This is a genomic window from Colwellia sp. MEBiC06753 (genome assembly GCF_053470325.1).
In genome coordinates, this window is sequence record NZ_JBQMTM010000021.1 from 29,923 (window position 1) to 48,606 (window position 18,684).

Annotated in this window: 19 protein-coding genes; 6 read left to right on the forward strand and 13 right to left on the reverse strand. The window is 40.8% G+C overall.

Annotation, left to right across the window (positions count from 1 at the left end; genetic code table 11):
• Positions 1-31 precede the first annotated feature (31 nt).
• Positions 32-460 carry a hypothetical protein gene (locus tag ACOB82_RS15135; RefSeq protein ID WP_448213818.1) on the forward strand — a complete coding sequence of 143 codons (429 nt, stop codon included), beginning with the start codon at positions 32-34 and terminating at the stop codon, positions 458-460.
• A gap of 33 nt (positions 461-493) precedes the next feature.
• Here ACOB82_RS15135 and ACOB82_RS15140 read toward each other — a convergent pair whose 3' ends face one another.
• Entirely contained in the window at positions 494-2,167 is a 1,674-nt protein-coding gene (locus tag ACOB82_RS15140; protein WP_448213819.1) for an LTA synthase family protein, read from the reverse strand.
• Positions 2,168-2,337: 170 nt separating this feature from the next.
• Here ACOB82_RS15140 and ACOB82_RS15145 point away from each other — a divergent pair, with 170 nt between their 5' ends.
• Entirely contained in the window at positions 2,338-2,622 is a 285-nt protein-coding gene (locus ACOB82_RS15145) for a hypothetical protein (RefSeq protein WP_448213820.1), read from the forward strand.
• Between the two features lie 2 nt (positions 2,623-2,624).
• Here the strand turns inward: ACOB82_RS15145 and ACOB82_RS15150 are convergent, their stop codons facing one another.
• Both ACOB82_RS15150 and rsgA read right to left on the reverse strand, forming a co-directional pair.
• Entirely contained in the window at positions 2,625-2,855 is a 231-nt protein-coding gene (locus ACOB82_RS15150; RefSeq protein ID WP_448213821.1) for a DUF2798 domain-containing protein, read from the reverse strand.
• Between the two features lie 191 nt (positions 2,856-3,046).
• Positions 3,047-4,111, reverse strand: a complete 1,065-nt coding sequence (gene rsgA / locus ACOB82_RS15155) for a ribosome small subunit-dependent GTPase A (protein WP_448213822.1) — start codon at positions 4,109-4,111, stop codon at positions 3,047-3,049.
• Between the two features lie 251 nt (positions 4,112-4,362).
• Here rsgA and ACOB82_RS15160 point away from each other — a divergent pair, with 251 nt between their 5' ends.
• On the forward strand, positions 4,363-5,088 hold the full coding sequence (locus tag ACOB82_RS15160) for a glycosyltransferase family 2 protein (RefSeq protein ID WP_448213823.1): 726 nt from the start codon (positions 4,363-4,365) through the stop codon (positions 5,086-5,088).
• Positions 5,081-5,785 (forward strand): TVP38/TMEM64 family protein, encoded by a 705-nt coding sequence (locus ACOB82_RS15165; protein WP_448213824.1) that lies wholly within the window; start codon positions 5,081-5,083, stop codon positions 5,783-5,785. Before ACOB82_RS15160 ends, ACOB82_RS15165 begins: the two co-directional genes overlap by 8 nt.
• A gap of 127 nt (positions 5,786-5,912) precedes the next feature.
• Here the strand turns inward: ACOB82_RS15165 and ACOB82_RS15170 are convergent, their stop codons facing one another.
• The 4 genes from ACOB82_RS15170 to ACOB82_RS15185 are packed head-to-tail and all read right to left on the reverse strand — an operon-like array spanning position 5,913 to position 11,157.
• Positions 5,913-6,635 (reverse strand): cytochrome b/b6 domain-containing protein, encoded by a 723-nt coding sequence (locus ACOB82_RS15170; RefSeq protein ID WP_448213825.1) that lies wholly within the window; start codon positions 6,633-6,635, stop codon positions 5,913-5,915.
• A 35-nt stretch (positions 6,636-6,670) separates the two neighbouring features.
• On the reverse strand, positions 6,671-6,976 hold the full coding sequence (locus ACOB82_RS15175; protein ID WP_448213826.1) for a DUF3240 family protein: 306 nt from the start codon (positions 6,974-6,976) through the stop codon (positions 6,671-6,673).
• On the reverse strand, positions 6,969-10,037 hold the full coding sequence (locus ACOB82_RS15180) for an efflux RND transporter permease subunit (protein ID WP_448213827.1): 3,069 nt from the start codon (positions 10,035-10,037) through the stop codon (positions 6,969-6,971). The genes ACOB82_RS15175 and ACOB82_RS15180 overlap by 8 nt, the downstream gene beginning before the upstream one ends.
• Position 10,038: 1 nt before the next feature.
• On the reverse strand, positions 10,039-11,157 hold the full coding sequence (locus ACOB82_RS15185) for a hypothetical protein (RefSeq protein ID WP_448213828.1): 1,119 nt from the start codon (positions 11,155-11,157) through the stop codon (positions 10,039-10,041).
• A 246-nt stretch (positions 11,158-11,403) separates the two neighbouring features.
• Between ACOB82_RS15185 and ACOB82_RS15190 the strand changes: the two genes are divergently transcribed.
• Positions 11,404-11,898: a helix-turn-helix transcriptional regulator gene (locus tag ACOB82_RS15190; protein ID WP_448213829.1), complete on the forward strand. Its 495-nt coding sequence runs from the start codon at positions 11,404-11,406 to the stop codon at positions 11,896-11,898.
• A 90-nt stretch (positions 11,899-11,988) separates the two neighbouring features.
• Here the strand turns inward: ACOB82_RS15190 and ACOB82_RS15195 are convergent, their stop codons facing one another.
• Both ACOB82_RS15195 and ACOB82_RS15200 read right to left on the reverse strand, forming a co-directional pair.
• Entirely contained in the window at positions 11,989-12,438 is a 450-nt protein-coding gene (locus ACOB82_RS15195; protein WP_448213830.1) for a hypothetical protein, read from the reverse strand.
• Between the two features lie 291 nt (positions 12,439-12,729).
• Complete coding sequence (locus ACOB82_RS15200; protein ID WP_448213831.1) at positions 12,730-13,785, reverse strand: peptidase M42; 1,056 nt, start codon at positions 13,783-13,785, stop codon at positions 12,730-12,732.
• Positions 13,786-14,057: 272 nt separating this feature from the next.
• On the opposite strand from ACOB82_RS15200, the gene ACOB82_RS15205 reads away from it, so the two are divergent.
• A complete protein-coding gene (locus ACOB82_RS15205; protein ID WP_448213832.1) occupies positions 14,058-15,467 on the forward strand; it encodes a serine hydrolase domain-containing protein in 1,410 nt (469 codons plus the stop codon).
• Between the two features lie 141 nt (positions 15,468-15,608).
• Here ACOB82_RS15205 and ACOB82_RS15210 read toward each other — a convergent pair whose 3' ends face one another.
• From ACOB82_RS15210 to ACOB82_RS15225, 4 genes are all read right to left on the reverse strand, one after another.
• Entirely contained in the window at positions 15,609-16,148 is a 540-nt protein-coding gene (locus ACOB82_RS15210; protein ID WP_448213833.1) for an isochorismatase family protein, read from the reverse strand.
• A 91-nt stretch (positions 16,149-16,239) separates the two neighbouring features.
• On the reverse strand, positions 16,240-16,791 hold the full coding sequence (locus tag ACOB82_RS15215) for a hypothetical protein (protein WP_448213834.1): 552 nt from the start codon (positions 16,789-16,791) through the stop codon (positions 16,240-16,242).
• Between the two features lie 257 nt (positions 16,792-17,048).
• Entirely contained in the window at positions 17,049-17,672 is a 624-nt protein-coding gene (locus ACOB82_RS15220; RefSeq protein WP_448213835.1) for an FAD-linked oxidase C-terminal domain-containing protein, read from the reverse strand.
• A gap of 161 nt (positions 17,673-17,833) precedes the next feature.
• On the reverse strand, positions 17,834-18,394 hold the full coding sequence (locus tag ACOB82_RS15225; protein ID WP_448213836.1) for an FAD-binding oxidoreductase: 561 nt from the start codon (positions 18,392-18,394) through the stop codon (positions 17,834-17,836).
• Positions 18,395-18,684 lie beyond the last annotated feature (290 nt).

Consider the following 18,684-nt stretch of genomic DNA (forward strand, 5'->3'; position numbering starts at 1 on the left):
CAAATAAGCCTAAATCAATAAACGCGAGTAAATGAACCACTTTCAATTAAATCCACAAGGCGAATATGCTGGATTAGGCGAAACTTTTGAAGTCATTATTGATGGCAAGCCATTGCTAGCGCTAGTTGCTGATTTTGAGCGTCAATACAGTACGTCAATTAATGGTAGCTATATTCCGGCGCTAAATAAAGACGATTTAACCGCTTCTCTTGACGGTGAAGCTCACCGAGTAATGACCTTAGCTTGTAATTGCGGTAATTGGGAATGCTGGTTTTTCGTTAATGAGGTCGGCTTTATCGATAATCTAGTTTATTGGCATCAATGGTCAAACCCGTATCGCAACGATAAATCCAAACAAGCAGAAAACTTATATTGGTGTTACATAGACTTTCCAACCTTAGTGTTTGATAAACAGCAATATCAAACAGAAATTAATCGCGCCTTATCACTGTGCTTGTAATTATGCTTAGCTCATAGCTGGGCCTGAGGTTAACTAATTACCACGATACCATTGGTTTTCATACGCCAAACTGCCCCACAAAGCATGAGCCAGTGCAATTTTTTCCAATTTAACATCACCTTTATTTGGTACTAATTTTTGTAAATCAAATTGATAGCTAAAGTTAAGTGCAGGCTTTTGCGGCTGCAATATCGTGACTTGCTGCCCTTTTAAATAAGCAAAATTGTCAGCATATTGCATCATTGCGCGACCTGCGGCGTCTGGATTGGTTAAGTCCTGACCTAACATCGGCGACTGATTAACAATACCAATAAGTGATAACAAGGTTGGCGCTAAATCAATTTGACTCACCACGCGCCTATCGACAATATTTTCTCGCCCTGCATTTAATATTATCCCCGGAATGTGAAAATTGTTAATTGGCACCAAATCACTTCCGCTTACCCGAGCGTCGTGATCAGCTACAATCAAAAATACCGTATCTTGCCAATAGGCTTGCTGTTTAGCCTGTACGATAAATTTCCCTAGCGCATAATCAGCATATTGAATTGCTTGGTGTCGCGCTAGATCTTGCTCACTAAAGCTGGCCAATTGCTGTTTGCTGTAGGTCATTGGTGTAATGGCCCCTGATGGGATCTCAAACGGATCGTGGTTGCTTGAGGTAAATATAAAGCTGAAATATGGTTGGTTTTGCTGATGCAATTTGTTGAGCTCACGATTTGCTTGCGCAAATAAGTCTTCATCGCTAGCGCCCCACGAGCCAACAAATTTCGGTTGTTCAATATCGTCAAAATCAACAATTTCACTAAAGCCATTACCCAAGAAAAAGCTTTTCATGTTATCGAAATGACTTTCGCCGCCATAAATGAACTGAGTCGTATAATTATTATTCTTTAGCAATTGCGCTAAGGTGAAAAAGCCACTTTGCGATTTATCCAGCTTTACCACCGCTCTTGCTGGTGTTGGGGTAAAACCTGTGATCACCGCTTCTATTCCACGCACAGATCGTGTACCAGTAGCGTAAAGGTGTTCAAATGCCCAACCTTCGCTTGCTAACTTGTCAAGGGCTGGCGTTAATGGCAGGCCACCTAACGAAGACACAAATTGTGCCCCTAAACTTTCCTCTAAAATAATAACCAGATTTTTAGGTTTGCCTTGGTAACTTGGCTGGCGAATACTAAGTGAAGGCGCATCTGACGCGGAAAATCTACTTTCTGCCAAACCACTTTCCTGACGCACCAGTTTAATCACTTGTTCTACAGGCATTTTGCCGTAAAGTTTAGTGGCGCTTTTTTCATTCCCCAGTTCTTTTATCGCATGTGCAACGCTATAAGCAGAATTTAATGTTAACGAATTAATCAGTGGATCTGTTGAAAAATAAACAAATGCAGGGTTTATTGGCCGATGACCTAAGGTGCCACGCGCACAGAGTAAACACACAGTAGTGGCCAGCAACGAAGTACTTAAAGCTACAGAAAAAGAATGTTTTTGAGCTTTTTGACTCGAAAAAATTCGCTGATTGATCACTTTAAGATAAAAATAAATTAAGGCAACCAGCGCTAGCATCACACTGATTAACGCGACACTGTGACCATTAATGAGCATTTGACTCACTTCAGCAGGATAAGCCAAATACTCGATAAACAGCCGATTAGGTCTAAGCCCATATTCATGAATAAATGCCGGTGTCGCTAATTCAAAAAACAATAGGCCAGCAAACATTAGCAAAATTAACAGATGATGGCACAAGTTGGAGTTATTTTTAGAGCCGCCAACATTTAAAGCAACCAAACTTGGAAGGTTAAAATCGGTTAAAATGAGTTAGATAATTATTCTTGGACAAAAGTAGGGTTAGAATTTTCGTTTTAATAATGATGATGAAAAAATTTACCGCACTTATCGCTTTAATCATAATTTGCACCGGCTGTGTTGGCTTAAATCCTTATTCTGCCAGTCGGCTAGGCGAAAAAGCTGAACTTACGCAATTGGCCATTGCCGCAGCATTAACTAAGTCGCCGCAAAAAAGAACGACTCAAGAAAAACTACTGTTCAATGAGCGATGTATGGAAGCTAAACTGCAATATGACCAAGCACTGGAAATGCAAGATACTAGGCTTATTGACAAGCAAAAAGCGGCAATGGAGACTTTTTGCTTAATTTAGCGCTAACCTTCTTCTCTTAGCACTATCGACACTAATTTATTAACAACTGGCGCGACAAATAGCACGGTTGGAAACGCCACCGCAAAAGCAAAGCTCCATGCTTTTAACCAAATTGTCACGATATTGGCGACTAAACCAATATTAAATACGCTAATAACAAATGACATGATGCACGACATTAATAGCGCCATAAAAAAGGCAAAGACAATGCGATGATGTTTCGCCGAAATCATATTTTTTACTCGTTCTAACTTTCTTTGATTCTATTGTTCTTTCGTACTTTCATTCTATCGTTTTATCGTGCTGACTTTTAAAGAACAAAAAATTACGGATACTTAGGCTACGGCATGGTACAAGGTGGAAGTTAGATTTAGCAAACAATACGTTAGTTCCTGCGCGGTTCACTTGCATGATCTCTCGCCGATTAATAATCATCACCACGATGTTTGTTTTGTTTAACCCGCTTTACCGTTTTCACCATTTTGGCAAAGTCGCGCCCTTGCGCCCGTTTTTCTGCCAAAGTTGCGGTGGCGTGAGCATTTTCTCGCAGTAATTTATGATAATTATCTAAGCGTCGCTGCGCTAAATTACCGTCAGCCACTTCCTTTAATACCGCACAACCGGGCTCATTTTGATGGTGACAGTCGGCAAACCGACAGTGTTTAGCAAGCTGTTCAATATCATCAAATACCGTCGTTAGCGAATGCTCAACATCAGCTACTTTTAATTCGCGCATACCGGGCACATCAATAACATTGCCGCCACTAGCTAATGGATGCAACTCCCTAAAAGTTGTGGTGTGTCGTCCTTTTCTATCTTGCTCTCGTATACCGCTAGTTGCCGCTAATTCAGTGCCTGCTAAGGTATTAAGCAAGGTTGACTTTCCTACGCCCGACGAGCCAACCAAGGCGATAGTATCGGTTTTACCAATCCATGCCCGCACACCACTTAAGGTGTCAGCATCTAAACCGTTGATTAACTCTACGGCAACACCAGCTTGTGCTTGGCGAGCCAGTGCAACATATTCACTTGGATCGTCAACTAAATCTGCCTTAGTTAACACAATAACAGGCATTGCGCCTGCTTCGGCGCACAGCGCCAAATAACGCTCTAAACGTGAAAGTTTAAATTCTTCATTACATGAACTAACGATAAACAAAATATCAATATTGGCGGCAATGGGTTGAATATCGCTGTTTTCGCCAGCGGCTAAACGCTTAAACAAGGTTTTACGCGCTAGCACTTGTACTATGCGCGACATAGTTGGATCGAGTAACACCCAGTCACCAACCGTTGGGCGTTCTATAGCATCGCCGTCCCTTACGCTTGGCGCCAATTCAACCACCAACTCGCCAGTTTCACACAGCACGGTGGTTTTGGTGCGCTGAACCGCAGACACTCGGCCAAGCTGAGTTAATTCACCGCCTAGTTCAGCAAGTTGTTGAGTAAAATATGGTACTAAGCCCAATTTAAATAAGGTTTCAGTCATTTAATTTATCCATTAAAAACATTGCCTAGCTTCACAATTTGATAATAAACAAAAGTCATAATACATAACTAAGTTTTATTATTACGAAAATTTTTGTAACTTCTTTTAAAACTATAGACAGATATAAATTGACCAATTATTATCAAATAACTGAATGATTTTAGACCAGTAATTTTGTTTACTGCCGTTCAAACCTAGTTGTTGAGCAGTAAATATACAAAATAAAAATAAATAAACAGGGAGATAGAAATTTGGATATTTCAGTGGTCATCCCCGCTAAAAACGAACAAGACAATATTCTACCTTTAGTTCAGGAAATTTTTGCGGCACTAGGCCCAACCCCTTCATTTGAAATCATCTATGTTGATGATGGCAGCACCGATAACACTTACGCTAACCTCAAGCAATATGCCGCCAGCGACTACCCACAATTACGAGTGATAAAACATAAAAATTCGGTTGGTCAAAGCACTGCAATTCATACTGGCATTCGCCACGCTAATGGCCGCTTAATCATTACGTTAGATGCCGATGGTCAAAACGATCCTGCTGATATTCCGAATATGCTGTTAGAGGCTGAAAAATTCAGCGATGGCCAACATTTCTGTATCGCCGGTTATCGAAAAAAACGTAAAGATACCGCTTGGGTGCGATTTCAATCACGCTTTGCCAATAACATTAGAAGCAAAATGTTAGGCGATGACACCCCCGATACTGGCTGTGGTTTAAAAATATTTCCAAGACAGACCTTTTTACAATTGCCGTACTTTGATCATATGCATCGATTTTTACCGGCACTGATCAAACGCCAAGGCGGCACAATCAAAGTGGTAGAAGTTAATCATCGCGATCGCCAGTTTGGCACGTCTAATTACAATATGCTTGGGCGACTACGCGTCGGTGTTGTCGATTTATTTGGGGTGATGTGGCTGCAACGGCGCAGCAAAATCACTGATGTGATCATTGAACATGAATAAGCTGTGGCAAAAACCTGTGGTCAGAGTATTTAGCCGGCTACTGGTTTTGCTAATATTGTGTTTGGTGATAATTAAATTAACCAACCAAATTCCAGCAATCGATGCCTTTAATGAAAAATGGATTGATGGCCACACCCGCAATAATGGCCTGCAGGGTGTAATTCAGTTTTTTGCCGTTGCCACCATATTGCTATCTATTGGTGTGCCAAGACAGTTTGTCGCGTTTTTAGCTGGCTATGCTTTTGGTTTTACTGAAGGTTTGATTTATTCAACGCTTGCCGCGACAGCCAGTTGCGCACTGACCTTTTTATTATCCCGATTTTACGCAAGACCCATAGTTAGCCGACTATTTCCTCGACAAATTAACCGAGTTAACCACTTTTTATCAGTACAACCTTTTGCAATGACGATCATGATCCGGCTAATGCCGTTTGGCAATAACTTGATCACTAACCTGATATCAGGTGTAACCTCCGTTAACTTTATCGCCTTTTTGGCCGGCTCATTTATCGGCTATTTACCACAAATGGCAATCTTTGCCTTAATGGGTAAAGGTGTTGTGGTGCAGTCGATGTGGAAAATAATCTTAAGTACCGTGCTGCTGGCTATCTCCAGTTTTATCGGTATTTATTTATACAAAAAACTTAAGGTTCAACATGTGGCCGAACACCCTTCGGCCATAGAACCCACTCGCTAACAAGTAAGCTTGAGAAATAGATGTTATGACAACCACACAGTTACATCAGCCAACGCTACTCGGTAAACTTTTTGCCAACGAACAAAATGCGCTTTATGTATTTAATCGCCTTTGCCAGTACTTGCTCTTATTCTTGATTTGGGCTTTTATCATCTGGCAAGTATTTATAGCCATTAATCATCGACGAAACCAGCGCACTTTTTTCGCGGCGCTCTGCGACAATAACGCCAATAATATGCAATGGAATTAACAGCAATAAACCATAAAAGCTAAATATATGAGCGCTCATAAACGGCGCTCGCATTGCCCTAACTTCTTTGTAAGCCTCTTGGTCAATATTACTTTTTGAATAAGGTTTAATATCAGCTAGTTTTGATTTGTCTATCGCGACCCGCTCAGCAAAATAATTGCCTAACGGCGGATAGTAAATATCAGTACCGGCTAACACTAAACCAGAAACCATTTGCACCGTCATTAACAATAATAACGCAGCGACCATTAATTTACCGGCAGGGTTATGGCCTTTGTAAGCCGAAGTTTCATGGCGTTTAAACGCTGACAATTGCTGAGTATAGCCGCGAGTAAATGGCAACATTTCCCGCCAACGTTCATAACCTTTGCCAACAAATGCCAGTATTAATCTAAACACTAAATTAGCGGCAAAAATATAACCCACTAACACATGAAGAGTTTTCAATAAGATTTTGCCTTCGGTGCTAACGCCAAAAGAACTAGCATTTAAAATCACTACACCGATAACAATAAGTAAGGTTATAGCCGTTACATTTAGCCAATGAAATAATCTAATTTTCCGGCTCCACACTTTTACCGCGTTTCGAGAATCACTCATACTTAATCCTTCAATAAATTTATGCTAAATCTTTGCTATAAATGGCCAGTTGCAATAACTGGCGTGCACCAATACTTAAGATGCAGCGACTGACAAACAACCGCCAAACTCGTTTTTAATGCATCAAGTTTGTCTTGAGCAATTAACACCTCAAATTGCACCATATCTTGGTAGCCACGCACCTGCTCTTCAATGTTAAAGGCACTGTGCTCTTTACTATAGCCGCAGATCGGCTTCAAATTAAACCCTGAAATATCAGGATAACTCAATAAATGATCGGTTAGCTCATCTTTTAATGGTGTTGGCGAGATTAAGGTAAATAAAACCATGGATTCAGGCATGTCTTTTCTCCAACAACTGATAGAAAATAGGTAATAAATACAAAGTGGTAATAGTTGAAGTGACTAAACCACCAATCACAACAATAGCAAGCGGCTTTTGAATTTCAGCGCCGGAGCCAGTGGCAAAAGTTAATGGAATTAAGCCAAACATGGCCGTGGTTGCTGTCATCAGTACCGGTCTTAATCGCCTGATCGAGCCAGTAATCACACGTTCATTTAATTGACTGGTTTGCAATTTATTTTGCTCAAAATAACTGACCATCACCACGCCATTGAGTACGGCAACACCAAGCAGCGCGATAAAGCCCACAGATGCCGGAATAGATAAATACTGCTGTGAAATATACAGTGCAAAAATCCCTCCCATCAGGGCAAATGGAATATTGGCTAAAATCAAGGCTGATAATGGCAATGAGCGAAATGTGGTAAATAAAATGATGAAAATCAATAACAAGGCTACCGGCACAACCACCATTAAATTGTTCATTGCCCGTTGCTGATTTTCAAATTCTCCGCCATAACTTAAAAAGTAACCACTCGGTAATTGCAGTTCACTCGCAACTTTTGCTTTAAGCTCATCAACAAAGCCAACCACATCTCGCCCTTCAACATTACTACTAATCGCGACAAAGCGCTTGCCACTTTCTCGTTCAATCAATAGCGGTTCTTGTTGCATTGAAATATCAGCAATCACCTCGAGTGGTAACAAGGTATTATCCGGCATTAAAATTTGATGTGCAGATAATTCTGCCAGTGATTGAATGCGCTGACTGTTGCTAGCTGATGAACTCGCCAACATAATTGGCGTAAATTGATTCACTTCAATAATTTCTGATATCGCTCGCCCTTCTAGCTGCGGCTTTAAATAGTCAGTTAAGCGTTGCACCGTCATTTGGTAACTACTGGCGATTTCTGGCTTTAACGCTAAACGTAGAAATTTCCCGCCTTCAATTAGCGCCATTTGTACATCGCTACTGCCTTGAGTGTTGCTAACAACGGCTGAAACCTGCTCAGCGAGCTTTGCTAATTGACCAACATCATCACCAAACACCTTAATTGAAACATCGCCGGTGCTACCAGTAAGCATTTCTGAAATGCGCATTTGAATCGGCTGAGTAAAGTTGATGTTCATGCCTGGATAACCACTTAATACCTGACGAATAGCGCCAATAATTTCTTGCTTAGTATTAAATCGCCATTGTTCTGCTGGTTTTAGCTCCATAAAGACATCAGTTTCATTTAGCCCCATAGGATCTAATCCAAGCTCATCAGCGCCAGTACGTGCCACAATCTGCACCACTTCAGGCACTTGCGCTAAAATCGCTTGCACCACTTGCTGATCAATAGCAACAGATGCTGCTAAGGTGATGGTTGGCGATTTTTCTAACTGGACAATAATATCGCCCTCATCCAGTGTTGGCAGAAAGCTTTTACCAAGCTGAGTAAAAAGCACTCCACTGCTAACTAACAAAAGTAATGCCGCCGTTGACAATAATGCCGGCTTGGTCATCGCTTTAACTAATGACGCGTGATAAATACGTTGCAAAAACCGAACAATCGCGGGTTCTGTTGCACGCTCTTGTTTAAGCAGCAAGGAAGCCAAAACCGGAATAACCGTTAATGACAACACCAAAGCCGACATCATGGCAAACACAATCGTCAGCGCGACAGGGGTAAATAACTTTCCTTCTAATCCGCTTAAAGTTAACAGTGGTGAAAAGACTATCACCACAATTAAGGTGCCAGAAACCGTCGGCACTGCGACTTCCTTGCAGGCACGATAAATCACATGCAGCTTAGGTAAGTGTTGATTGTCGGATAATCGATTAATCGCATTTTCAACCACCACTACCGACGAGTCCACTAGCATACCGATGGCAATGACCAAACCGCCTAAGCTCATCAAATTGGCAGAAATACCAAAATACTGCATCAGAATAAAACTGGAGAGCGCTGCCAGCGGTAAAGATACCGACACCACTAACGCAGCGCGAATATTGCCAAGAAATATCGCCAGTAGCACAATAACTAAAATTACCGCCTGAACCAGAGCCTCGGTAATGGTATTTATCGCGGTGTTAATTAAGTTTGCCCGATCATAAAACACATTCACTTCTGTGCCTGCTGGCAACGCATGCTGAATTTCTGCGAGTTTCACTTTAACTGCGGCCACAACTTCGGCGGTATTACTGTTTTTCAACGCCACCACTAAACCTTGCACGGCTTCACTGCCGTTGTGCGTCACCGCGCCATAACGGCTTAAGTGACCTTGCCCAATATTGGCAACATCTTGAAGTCGAATAATCGACTGTTCATTTGCCCGTATAACTAAGTTAGCCAAGTCACTCATTTGCTCAAACTTACCTTGAGTACGAACAACAATATTGTCATTGCCCTTATTAATTCGGCCAATTCCGCCATTAAGGTTATTAGCAATAATCGCCGCTTCAATATCGTCAATACCAATTGCAAGCTGCTGCATTTTTAGCACATTCGGGGTGATTTCATAGGTTTTTACAAAACCGCCCAAACTATTTACATCAGCAACACCAGCAACGGTTCTTAACGCAGGACGAATTTGCCAATCAAGTAACTCTCGTTTTTGCTGTAGACTTAAACTGGGGTTATTGATGGTAAACATAAACATTTCACTAAGCGGCGTACTCATTGGCGCAATGCCACCAGTAATATGTACCGGTAATGACGACCAGACATTCATTAGCCGCTCATTAACTTGTTGTCGCGCCCAATAAATATCAGTGCCTTGGTTAAAGTCTAAGGTAATAACGGTAATGGCATACTTAGTGGTTGAGCGCAGTGTTGCTTGATTAGGAATACCAAGTAGCTCAGTTTCAATTATTCGGGTCACCTGACTTTCAATTTCAGAGGTCGTCATACCCGGCGCTTTTAGCACAATTTTAACTTGTGTCGGTGAGATATCAGGGAAAGCATCGATTGGCAATTTCAACCAAGCATTTGCGCCTACCGCAATAAGTAGTAGTGCCATAATGCTGATAAATACTCGCTGAATGAGCGAAAAACGTATTAATACCTCAAGCATGTTACTCTCCTAAGCCTATAAACATGCCTTGCGCTATGCTTACCGATGAGCTTAATACTTGATCTTGTGCACTAAGTTCAGCCGATTGCACTAAATATGAGCCCCCTTGTTTTCCAACAATATTGATCGCGACAACTTTCAATTTATCGCCTTGTTTAACCGCAACATGCTCTTGATCATCCAGTTCAAAAACTGCTGACTGGCTCACTTGATAACTTTGCGTGTGATTACTTTGGGTGTGATTATTTTGGGTGTGGTTATTTGGGTTGAGATTATTTTGGCTTTGGTTTATTGGGGTACGGCTATTTGCGATACGATAACTCGGCGCTAAAACCATTTGTTGTCCCAATAGCAAACGACAGTCTTTGCTAGGTTTCAACCAAACCGCCTGCTGATAATTGCTTACTACCAGCTCAACACTATCAATTGTAAATTGACATTGAAGCTGCTCACTGTCAAAACCAATTAAACGATTAACTTCTTGGCTGGGTAAATACGCTTTGAGATAAAAACTTTCAGTAGGTATTACTTGATAAACACTAGTGTCATCAGCTGCATTTAATTGAACAATGCCTGATTTTGGGCTGATAAGTGTGACCACTTCATTTTGGTCAATACTAATTTGGCTTTCTAAGTGAGAAAAATGTTCGTACTTTAATTTAGCATCCAAATAATTTTTGTGCGTTTCCAACCATTGTGCGCTTTTAATTGTTTGTTCATCGGCATAGCGTTGGGTTTGCTCTAAATGCTGGTTATTTTTCAAATACAAGGTTTTAGCAGCTGCTAATTCATCAATAAAGTGATGAGTATCAAAACCGTCAATAGTACCAATAACATCACCTTGATTAACATATTGACCGTTATAAACCGCAAATTGTACTTGCTGAATATCTAGCGGGATCATCACTTTATATGGCGCATTAGGTTTGGTTACCACCTCAGCCATTACCGCCGCACCTTTTAGTTCATTAACCGGCGACAGTTCGCTAAAGGACACAGCAAAATTACCCAAGCGGGCAATATCTAATTCGTTCGACGACTGTGCATTTACCGCCGACATTGCTGTCATCAGTAAACTGCAAAATAAAACAGGATTAACAAAAGAAAAACGTTTGTACATAAGCCACCTAAAACCGTAATAAAAAAACCTAATAAAAAAGCGTATAAATCGAGACATTGGATGTGTAATTGCTAAGCAATAACTAAGTAAAAGCTGAGTAATGGTTAAGTAATTGTTAAATCAATGTCGATATCCATTTAGAAGTAGTGGCTATTCTTATAAACTATTGAAATTCTGACATCGGGCAAGTGCTGTTAGCGTATAGGACATATGTCCCATACCACAACCTAACCAATTGAATTGATTATGAAAGATAAATTTATCGCGGTATTACTTGGCATTATCATGGTGCTTAACTTTTTTGACGTGCTTACCGATATTTCGTTAGGCGTGCCACTGTGGCACATTATTGAGGAAGGCATTATCGTACTTGCTTCTGCAATTGGCGTGATCTTTTTAGTTACCGAAATTAACCGCCGTACTAAAGATATTAACCACCTTAAAAAAGAGCTCGTCAAGTCTGATGACAAATTGCAAAACATCTCTGAAGAAATGAAGAATGTTCGAGCAAAATACAGTGAATTAATTTATCAGCAATTTAACGACTGGAGCTTAACCCAAAGCGAGCAAGAAATTGCCATTTTAATGCTTAAAGGCCTAAGTTTTAGAGAAATTGCCGGAGTTCGAGATACCAAAGAAAAAACCGTTCGTCAGCAAGCCTCTAAAATCTATGAAAAAGCCAATATTGAAGGCCGCCATGAATTTTCTGCGTGGTTCTTAGAAGATTTTTTAACGCCGTAACTCGCCACAATTACAAGGTAATAGTTTAACCAAACCAATTGAATCAAAAAAAGGGGCTAATTGCCCCTTTATCATGTTTACTCTCTGTGCTTATTTCATAATAATTTCACGTAATCGATATTCGCCGGTTAACGTTCTAACTTCTGGGTATTTTGCCGAAATTTGATTCGATTTTTTCTGATTTTCTTCACCCCATTTTTTCATAAAATTAGCGTACTTTTTCTTGTTGGGTTCAAGATCAGAGGCATTATCGAACATCACCATTAACACCATATTAAACTCACCACTGACGGGTAATTCACTGCCGTAAATTTTCCAATCTTTAATATAACCAAGCTCTTTTTGTATTTTTACAGCTTGTACCCAACTTTGGCTTAAACCGGCTAAATAGACATCTTCCATATTAGGATCCACTTTGACTGTGGTCATGGCGATTATATCTTTACCGATATCGTAATCTTCATATACTTCTAGACGTTCTTTAGCTACTACTGAATAACTCAATAACAAGCATAAAAATGCTACTATCCCATTCTTCATTTTCTGTACTCCTGTACATTAGATTAAATTCGCTTTGGTGTTACGTCTAACCAAGCTGGTTAAGTATAGTTGAGAATGAATATAAATCGCGTTTTCTAGTTTATGCGTCAATTTATGTAAGTAAAAACAGGTGGAAAATAGCATGAACCAAGCCGACAGCGGCTGCAAGCAGCACTAAATTGGATGGTCGGCTTGTTGTTAACTATTTTTATTGAGTTTTGTTAAATAGTAATGTGTGCAATTACATTGCTGCTTACACGCCATTTATTCAATTATTAGCCAGTACGCAATTTACACTTCTGATGTGGCAAGCACATTTAGCAATTGAATAAATGCCGCTACCGATTGCTTTGACGCACACTCTTCCATGGTGTGATAACCGGTGGTGGGTACCTGAATAGTGGTTCCGTCCACCAAGCCATTTGAACTCGCGATAATGCGGCCTAATTCAGTACTACCAATCGACCTAGGCGATTCCCCCTGACTTTCCAGTTGTTGGTTTACTTCATCCATGTACTTATCTTTATATAAATAACTGATATTTTGTTGGCGGCAAATATCTTCTACTAATCGCGTGGTTTCACGATTAAACGCCGCGTTTGCATCACGGGTGCGCAATACTAATTGCTGTTTACTGGCCGTTTTAACATCAGGAAATGGGCTGGTATCAACCACAAATAATCGATTAGTTGAGCCGCCAAATCGGCGAAACCATTCCAACAGATAACGCCAGCTTTTGCCGGCCTCTTCTTGGGCAGTAAAAAATGCCGTGCCTTCAAAACCTAAGCTAAATAAATGCACTAATACTGCAGCCGACAAGACATTATCTAATTGTCCGTATAATCGGCCATCGGCTATTTTTAACTTGTCTTTAAAAGCGACGGGAGTACCAGCCACCACACTTTCTAAGCCATTCAGCTCAAATATTAAGTTATTTCGATTTTCACAAATATAAGTATTTTTGATAGTGCCACTACCGCGATAAGCACCTGACCAAGGTTCATAAGCAAATACAGGTTCTGCCTGAAAACGTTCAGTAATTTTGGTCATCAACTCTTCTGAAACCGAGTTATTGAGCAAATCGGTGCGATTAGCCGAAATAAACGCGGCATATTGAAATTCATTAGGGCCTGTGCAAATAAGGCCATGGCGATCAATATGCGCTGAAAACATCGCACTAAACGGTTTAGCACCTTGCGCGACTAATAAGCCTTCGTACCAAGTAACATTGGCGCCCCGCTCTTCCAATTCACGTTGCAACACCCTAAAAAATGAATGCTCTGCGCCAACAACACTAGGTTGGCGAATGAGGGTTTTTAACAGATCAATAAAATCTTGGTTTAGCATGATAAAGTCCAAGCCTGCGTCACTTGATGCCTAAAGAAATAAGCCAATGGTGACCAATAGTTAACGATAAAGAATAGTTCGCTAAAATTAAGCTACATCGGGCGAAATGCCAAGTAATATTCATTAAAATTTTATTCTGCTTAACAAGTGTTATAACAAAACAAATAGCGTGATGAAAAAAGCGATAAAACGAAGGTTCGCCAAGTTCAGTGAATGGTACTAAATAATTGATTTGGGTATGCTAAAGAGAATTAATACTAGTCGGAGTTATAATGAAAAAAACAATGTTCCTGACCCTGTTATTTGGCGCAATCACAACGAGTGCAACCTCCATTCATGCCCAAGAAACAGAAACCACTACTAATGCCTATGCTGCTGGTTATGTCGCTAACTTCACTTGCAGTGCCACATTTAACGGTAAAAAAACACTGGCACAAATTAAAGAAGATGAACTAACAGGTATTTATTCAGTAATCGCCGACAAAGTCGCAGCATTGCCCGCCGATATTGATCGCACCCATAAACGTGTGGTGGTCAGTTACGATAATGGTGAGCGCCAACGTATTTCAGTTTGGCGTCCTCGCCTTGGTTGCGTCGATTTGCCAGTAGGCGCAACAGTTGAGCAAGCTCAATTAGTATTATCGCCATTTGCCAAACAGACTAAAGCATTAACTGTAGATAAAACCGATAACGGCGCTCCTTGGCAAAGACTCAACGGCATTAACCAAAGTACTGGAAACAAAGAACTGGACAGTGTAATTGCTCAAGCGTTTACCCGACATTATGGTGAGGGCTCTAGAACTTCAGCGATATTAATAGCAACACCTGATGCCATAATTGCCGAGCATTATAAGCAAGGCTTTACACCAGAAACCGCGCAACGCACTTGGTCAGTCGCTAAAAGTATTGGTGCCAGTATTATTGGTGTTGCCGTGCAGCAAAAACGATTAGTACCGACCCAAGCTGCAGGCCTTGAAAATTGGTCTCATCCATTAGATCCTCGTGGAAAAATCACCCTTGAAAACCTACTACATATGGCCTCAGGCCTTGATAGTAATGTTGCAGGAAATCGCACTGATCGCGTGTATATGGGCGGTGGGCTGGTTTCTGATACTGCAACACAAACCGCATTGGAAGTGACACCTGGTAGCCGTTGGAAATACGCCAATAATGATACCATGTTGGCACTGCGCACCTTACGTGAAACCTTTAGTAATGAAAGCGATTACCTGAAATTTCCGTATACCCAGCTGTTAGATAAAATCGGCATGCAGCACACGTTTTTGGAAACTGACTGGCAAAGTGACTTTATTTTATCGTCGCAAGTGTGGACGACCTCACGTGATTTAGCACGCCTTGGCTTATTACACTTAAACAATGGTCGTTGGCATGGCGAACAAATACTGCCGGAAAATTGGTTAACTTACATTAGCACACCAGCACCGGCACAGCCGCCACTTCGCTCGCCAGGCTATGGTGCCCAGTGGTGGCTTTACAATGAACGTTTTCCTGAGCTACCTAACGATACCATTGCCGCGCGCGGTAATCGTGGGCAATACTTGGTTATTATCCCAAGTAAGCAATTAATCATTGTTCGTCGCGGTTACGACTTAGCGGGCGTAAAAGGTTTTAGCGAACATGACTTTACCCGCGATGTTCTTATGGCATTAGCCAATAAATAGTGGCGATTGAGTGCTCTAATAACAAGACAATTTAATATCAAGACTAATTCAAGACAATTTGCGAACAAGGAAGTTTGGCGGCGCTGGCGACAGTGAGAGTGATAGCCAATGACTGAATAAAAGGACTGAGTAAAAGACTGCTTATCGTACCAGCGATAGTATTTGTTTAAATGCTGGATGACGGCAGTCTTTTACTAACTCATACAAGCACATCTCAACACTGGTAATTTCAATGCCATGTTGAGCTAATCGCCTAATGGCTAGTTGTTTATTTTCAGCAGTTCGCGAGGCAATACAATCACTAACCACTTCAACATGGTGACCCATCCCTGCTAAGCCTTTAGCGGTTTGATACAGGCAAATATGCGCTTCAATTCCACATACTAGCCAATGCTGTTGTGGAAAGCTTTTTATCGCATCTATAAATTTGCGTTCATCACAGGCATTAAAAGTAAACTTGGTGACGGTTTGAGACGCTTTTAATAACGAAACAAGTTCACTAACCGTTGCTCCTAGCTTCTCAGGATTTTGCTCAACAACAATGATAGGCAGGTCTAGTACTTGTGCGCCTTTAATTAAGGTGGTGCAGTTAGCAATAAGCGCTTCACTTTCATTAACCAGCCGCGCTAGCTTTCCCTGAATATCAACCACAATAACGCCAGTGTTGTCTATGGTTAGCATGTGCCAGTCCTCATGTGCCAGTACTGTAGTTGATTAAATGATCAGTTAAATACTACATACATACTAGTATTTACAAGCTCGACTTACGCATTTAGGCAGTCGCCCCTGTCTGTGTAACCTTGGCCGTTAATGCTTGATGAGCTTCGGTCAATATCGCCAAATCTGCACTAACTTCTTCTAGCTCTGCTTCGAGTGAACGCACGCGTGCCAATGCTTCATTCTTTTCTAGTTTTGCTTGGGCTTCGCTTTCTTTAACCTTAGCCAAACTTGCTTTGGTTTGTTCTAATAAATCTAGCAAGCGCACCACATCTTTATTTTCAGTAAAAATTTGATCGCTACCGATCTTTTGTTCAATCGGTTCATCCTGTTCAATAATTTTGTCCGCTTTATCTGAAAAATACAGCCAGGTTAAACGTGCAATAAAAAACGCGCAGGTAAGGAAAAATACGACAAGATATTGGTGTTCAGTGCCATTAAGTGCTGCCGAATATTTTGCACTAATACCACCACTAGTGGTAATAAGTGTCACTAAAAACTGGCTATGCCATAGCAACCAAATTAGACAATAGACCAAGAGAAAATTTGGCGCTTTATGTTGTGAACGATTAAACACTAAAACTGGCTTGATATACTTGGTGAACATAAAATCCCTTTTAATTTAGAAACTTCCAAAGCTTTAGAACATGCAGCAGAATCATACCGTAAAGATCTACACGCTCTAATAACTAGACAATTAACAATAGATATCACTAGAAACTAAGTAGCTAGATTCTACAAGTTTCTAGTGAAAATGGTAGAGGCCACTCTTAAGATAAAGAGTAAAAATGGCAGGAAGCTAATTAATGTGCTAATTCCGATAACTTGAAACAAATAACTTAGAACAAACAAATTATAAGGTGACTAAAGCACTTTCCCTGGATTTAGTAGGTTTTTTGGATCTAGTGCCTGCTTTAACACTTTCATCAATGCCAGTTCTTCTGGCGATTTACTAAAACCAATATAAGGCAGTTTGTCTAAACCAATACCATGCTCTGCCGACACTGAACCGCCGATAGGGTGTAGTTGTTCATAAACAATGGTTTGCACCTGATGCTTTATTGCTTCATTTGGCTCGGTTAACGACACCACCAAATGCAAATTACTATCCCCTAAATGACCAAAAATAACATGCGATGATAAGGGAAATTTTGTATTTAGTCGTGATTCAACTTCCATCAAGTAGGCTTCCATATGCTTAATCGGTAAGCTGATATCAAACGCAATAAGCGGGCTTAATTTTTTAATTAACGTTTCAATATCATCACGAATCGCCCACATACTGTCACATTGGCTTTCTGAATTAGCCATTGCTGCATCAACAATGATTTCGTTTTCCAATGCCGTGGTTAATGCCTGTTCAAATTGTTTAGCATCATGTTCATTATGATTGCCGGTCGCTTCGACCAAGGCATAAAACGGATAGTCGGTGGCAAGCACTGGCTGATGTTTAGCTGAACCTGCAACAATAAGCTGATAACTGCCCATTTAATCCACTACGTAAATGTTTAAGTAAAGCAACCACTTGCGAAAAGCTATTGGTTGCAACCAATGCGGTATTTTTGCTTGTTGGCATAGTGTGCAGTCTTAACACCGCTTTCGTAACAATACCAAGTGTGCCTTCCGAGCCAATAAACAATTGTTTAAGATCATACCCAGCATTGTTTTTTAAGCATGCTATTTAGCGATGAAATAACGGTACCATCAGCCAACACCGCTTCTAAACCTAATACTTGCTCACGCATCATGCCATATCGCAATACGCTATTGCCGCCAGCATTGGTAGCAATATTACCACCTATGGTTGCCCAACCACGTGCGCCAAGGTCTAGCGCAAATAGCCATTCATGTTCCGCTGCATACTCTTGAGCAACCTGCATTGGCACGCCAGCCTGAACCGTCATGGTACCTGCTTGCGTATCAAGGTATTCTATTTTATTCATGCGCTCTAACGAGATGGCTATATCGTTTAGCGTAGCATGAGCACCATTGACTAAGCCAGTTAGCCCGCCCCAAGGAATTACCGTTTGCTCATGTTGATGACAACATGACATCACCTTAGACAACTCCTCAGTTGATGCTGGTCGAACAATCGCTTTCGGTAAACTTTGGCCTTTGCCCTGTGAAAAACTAGGGCGCATTAAATCTTCTTGATTAACAATAATGCCTTTGTCACCAACAACCTCTGTTAAGCGCTGTAGAATATCCATTAAACACTCCTAAATTTGTCAACTAGCGGTAATTCCTGAGCTGGATTATAAAAGCTTGGGTAAACATCTAACGTATTTTTATATCATCATAATTTATCATTAAACATGGCGATGCAACCCAAGTAACAATTGAACCACATTAGAGTTAACAAGGAATATAAAGAATTTATATAGTCGATTAAACAGAAGGTAGGGAAAGATTAAATAAGTTTACAAATATAAAAAAACCGCTCAAAAATGAGCGGTTTTAAATGCTTGGATTACGTTAAACAGTTGGCGTTTAATCAAGG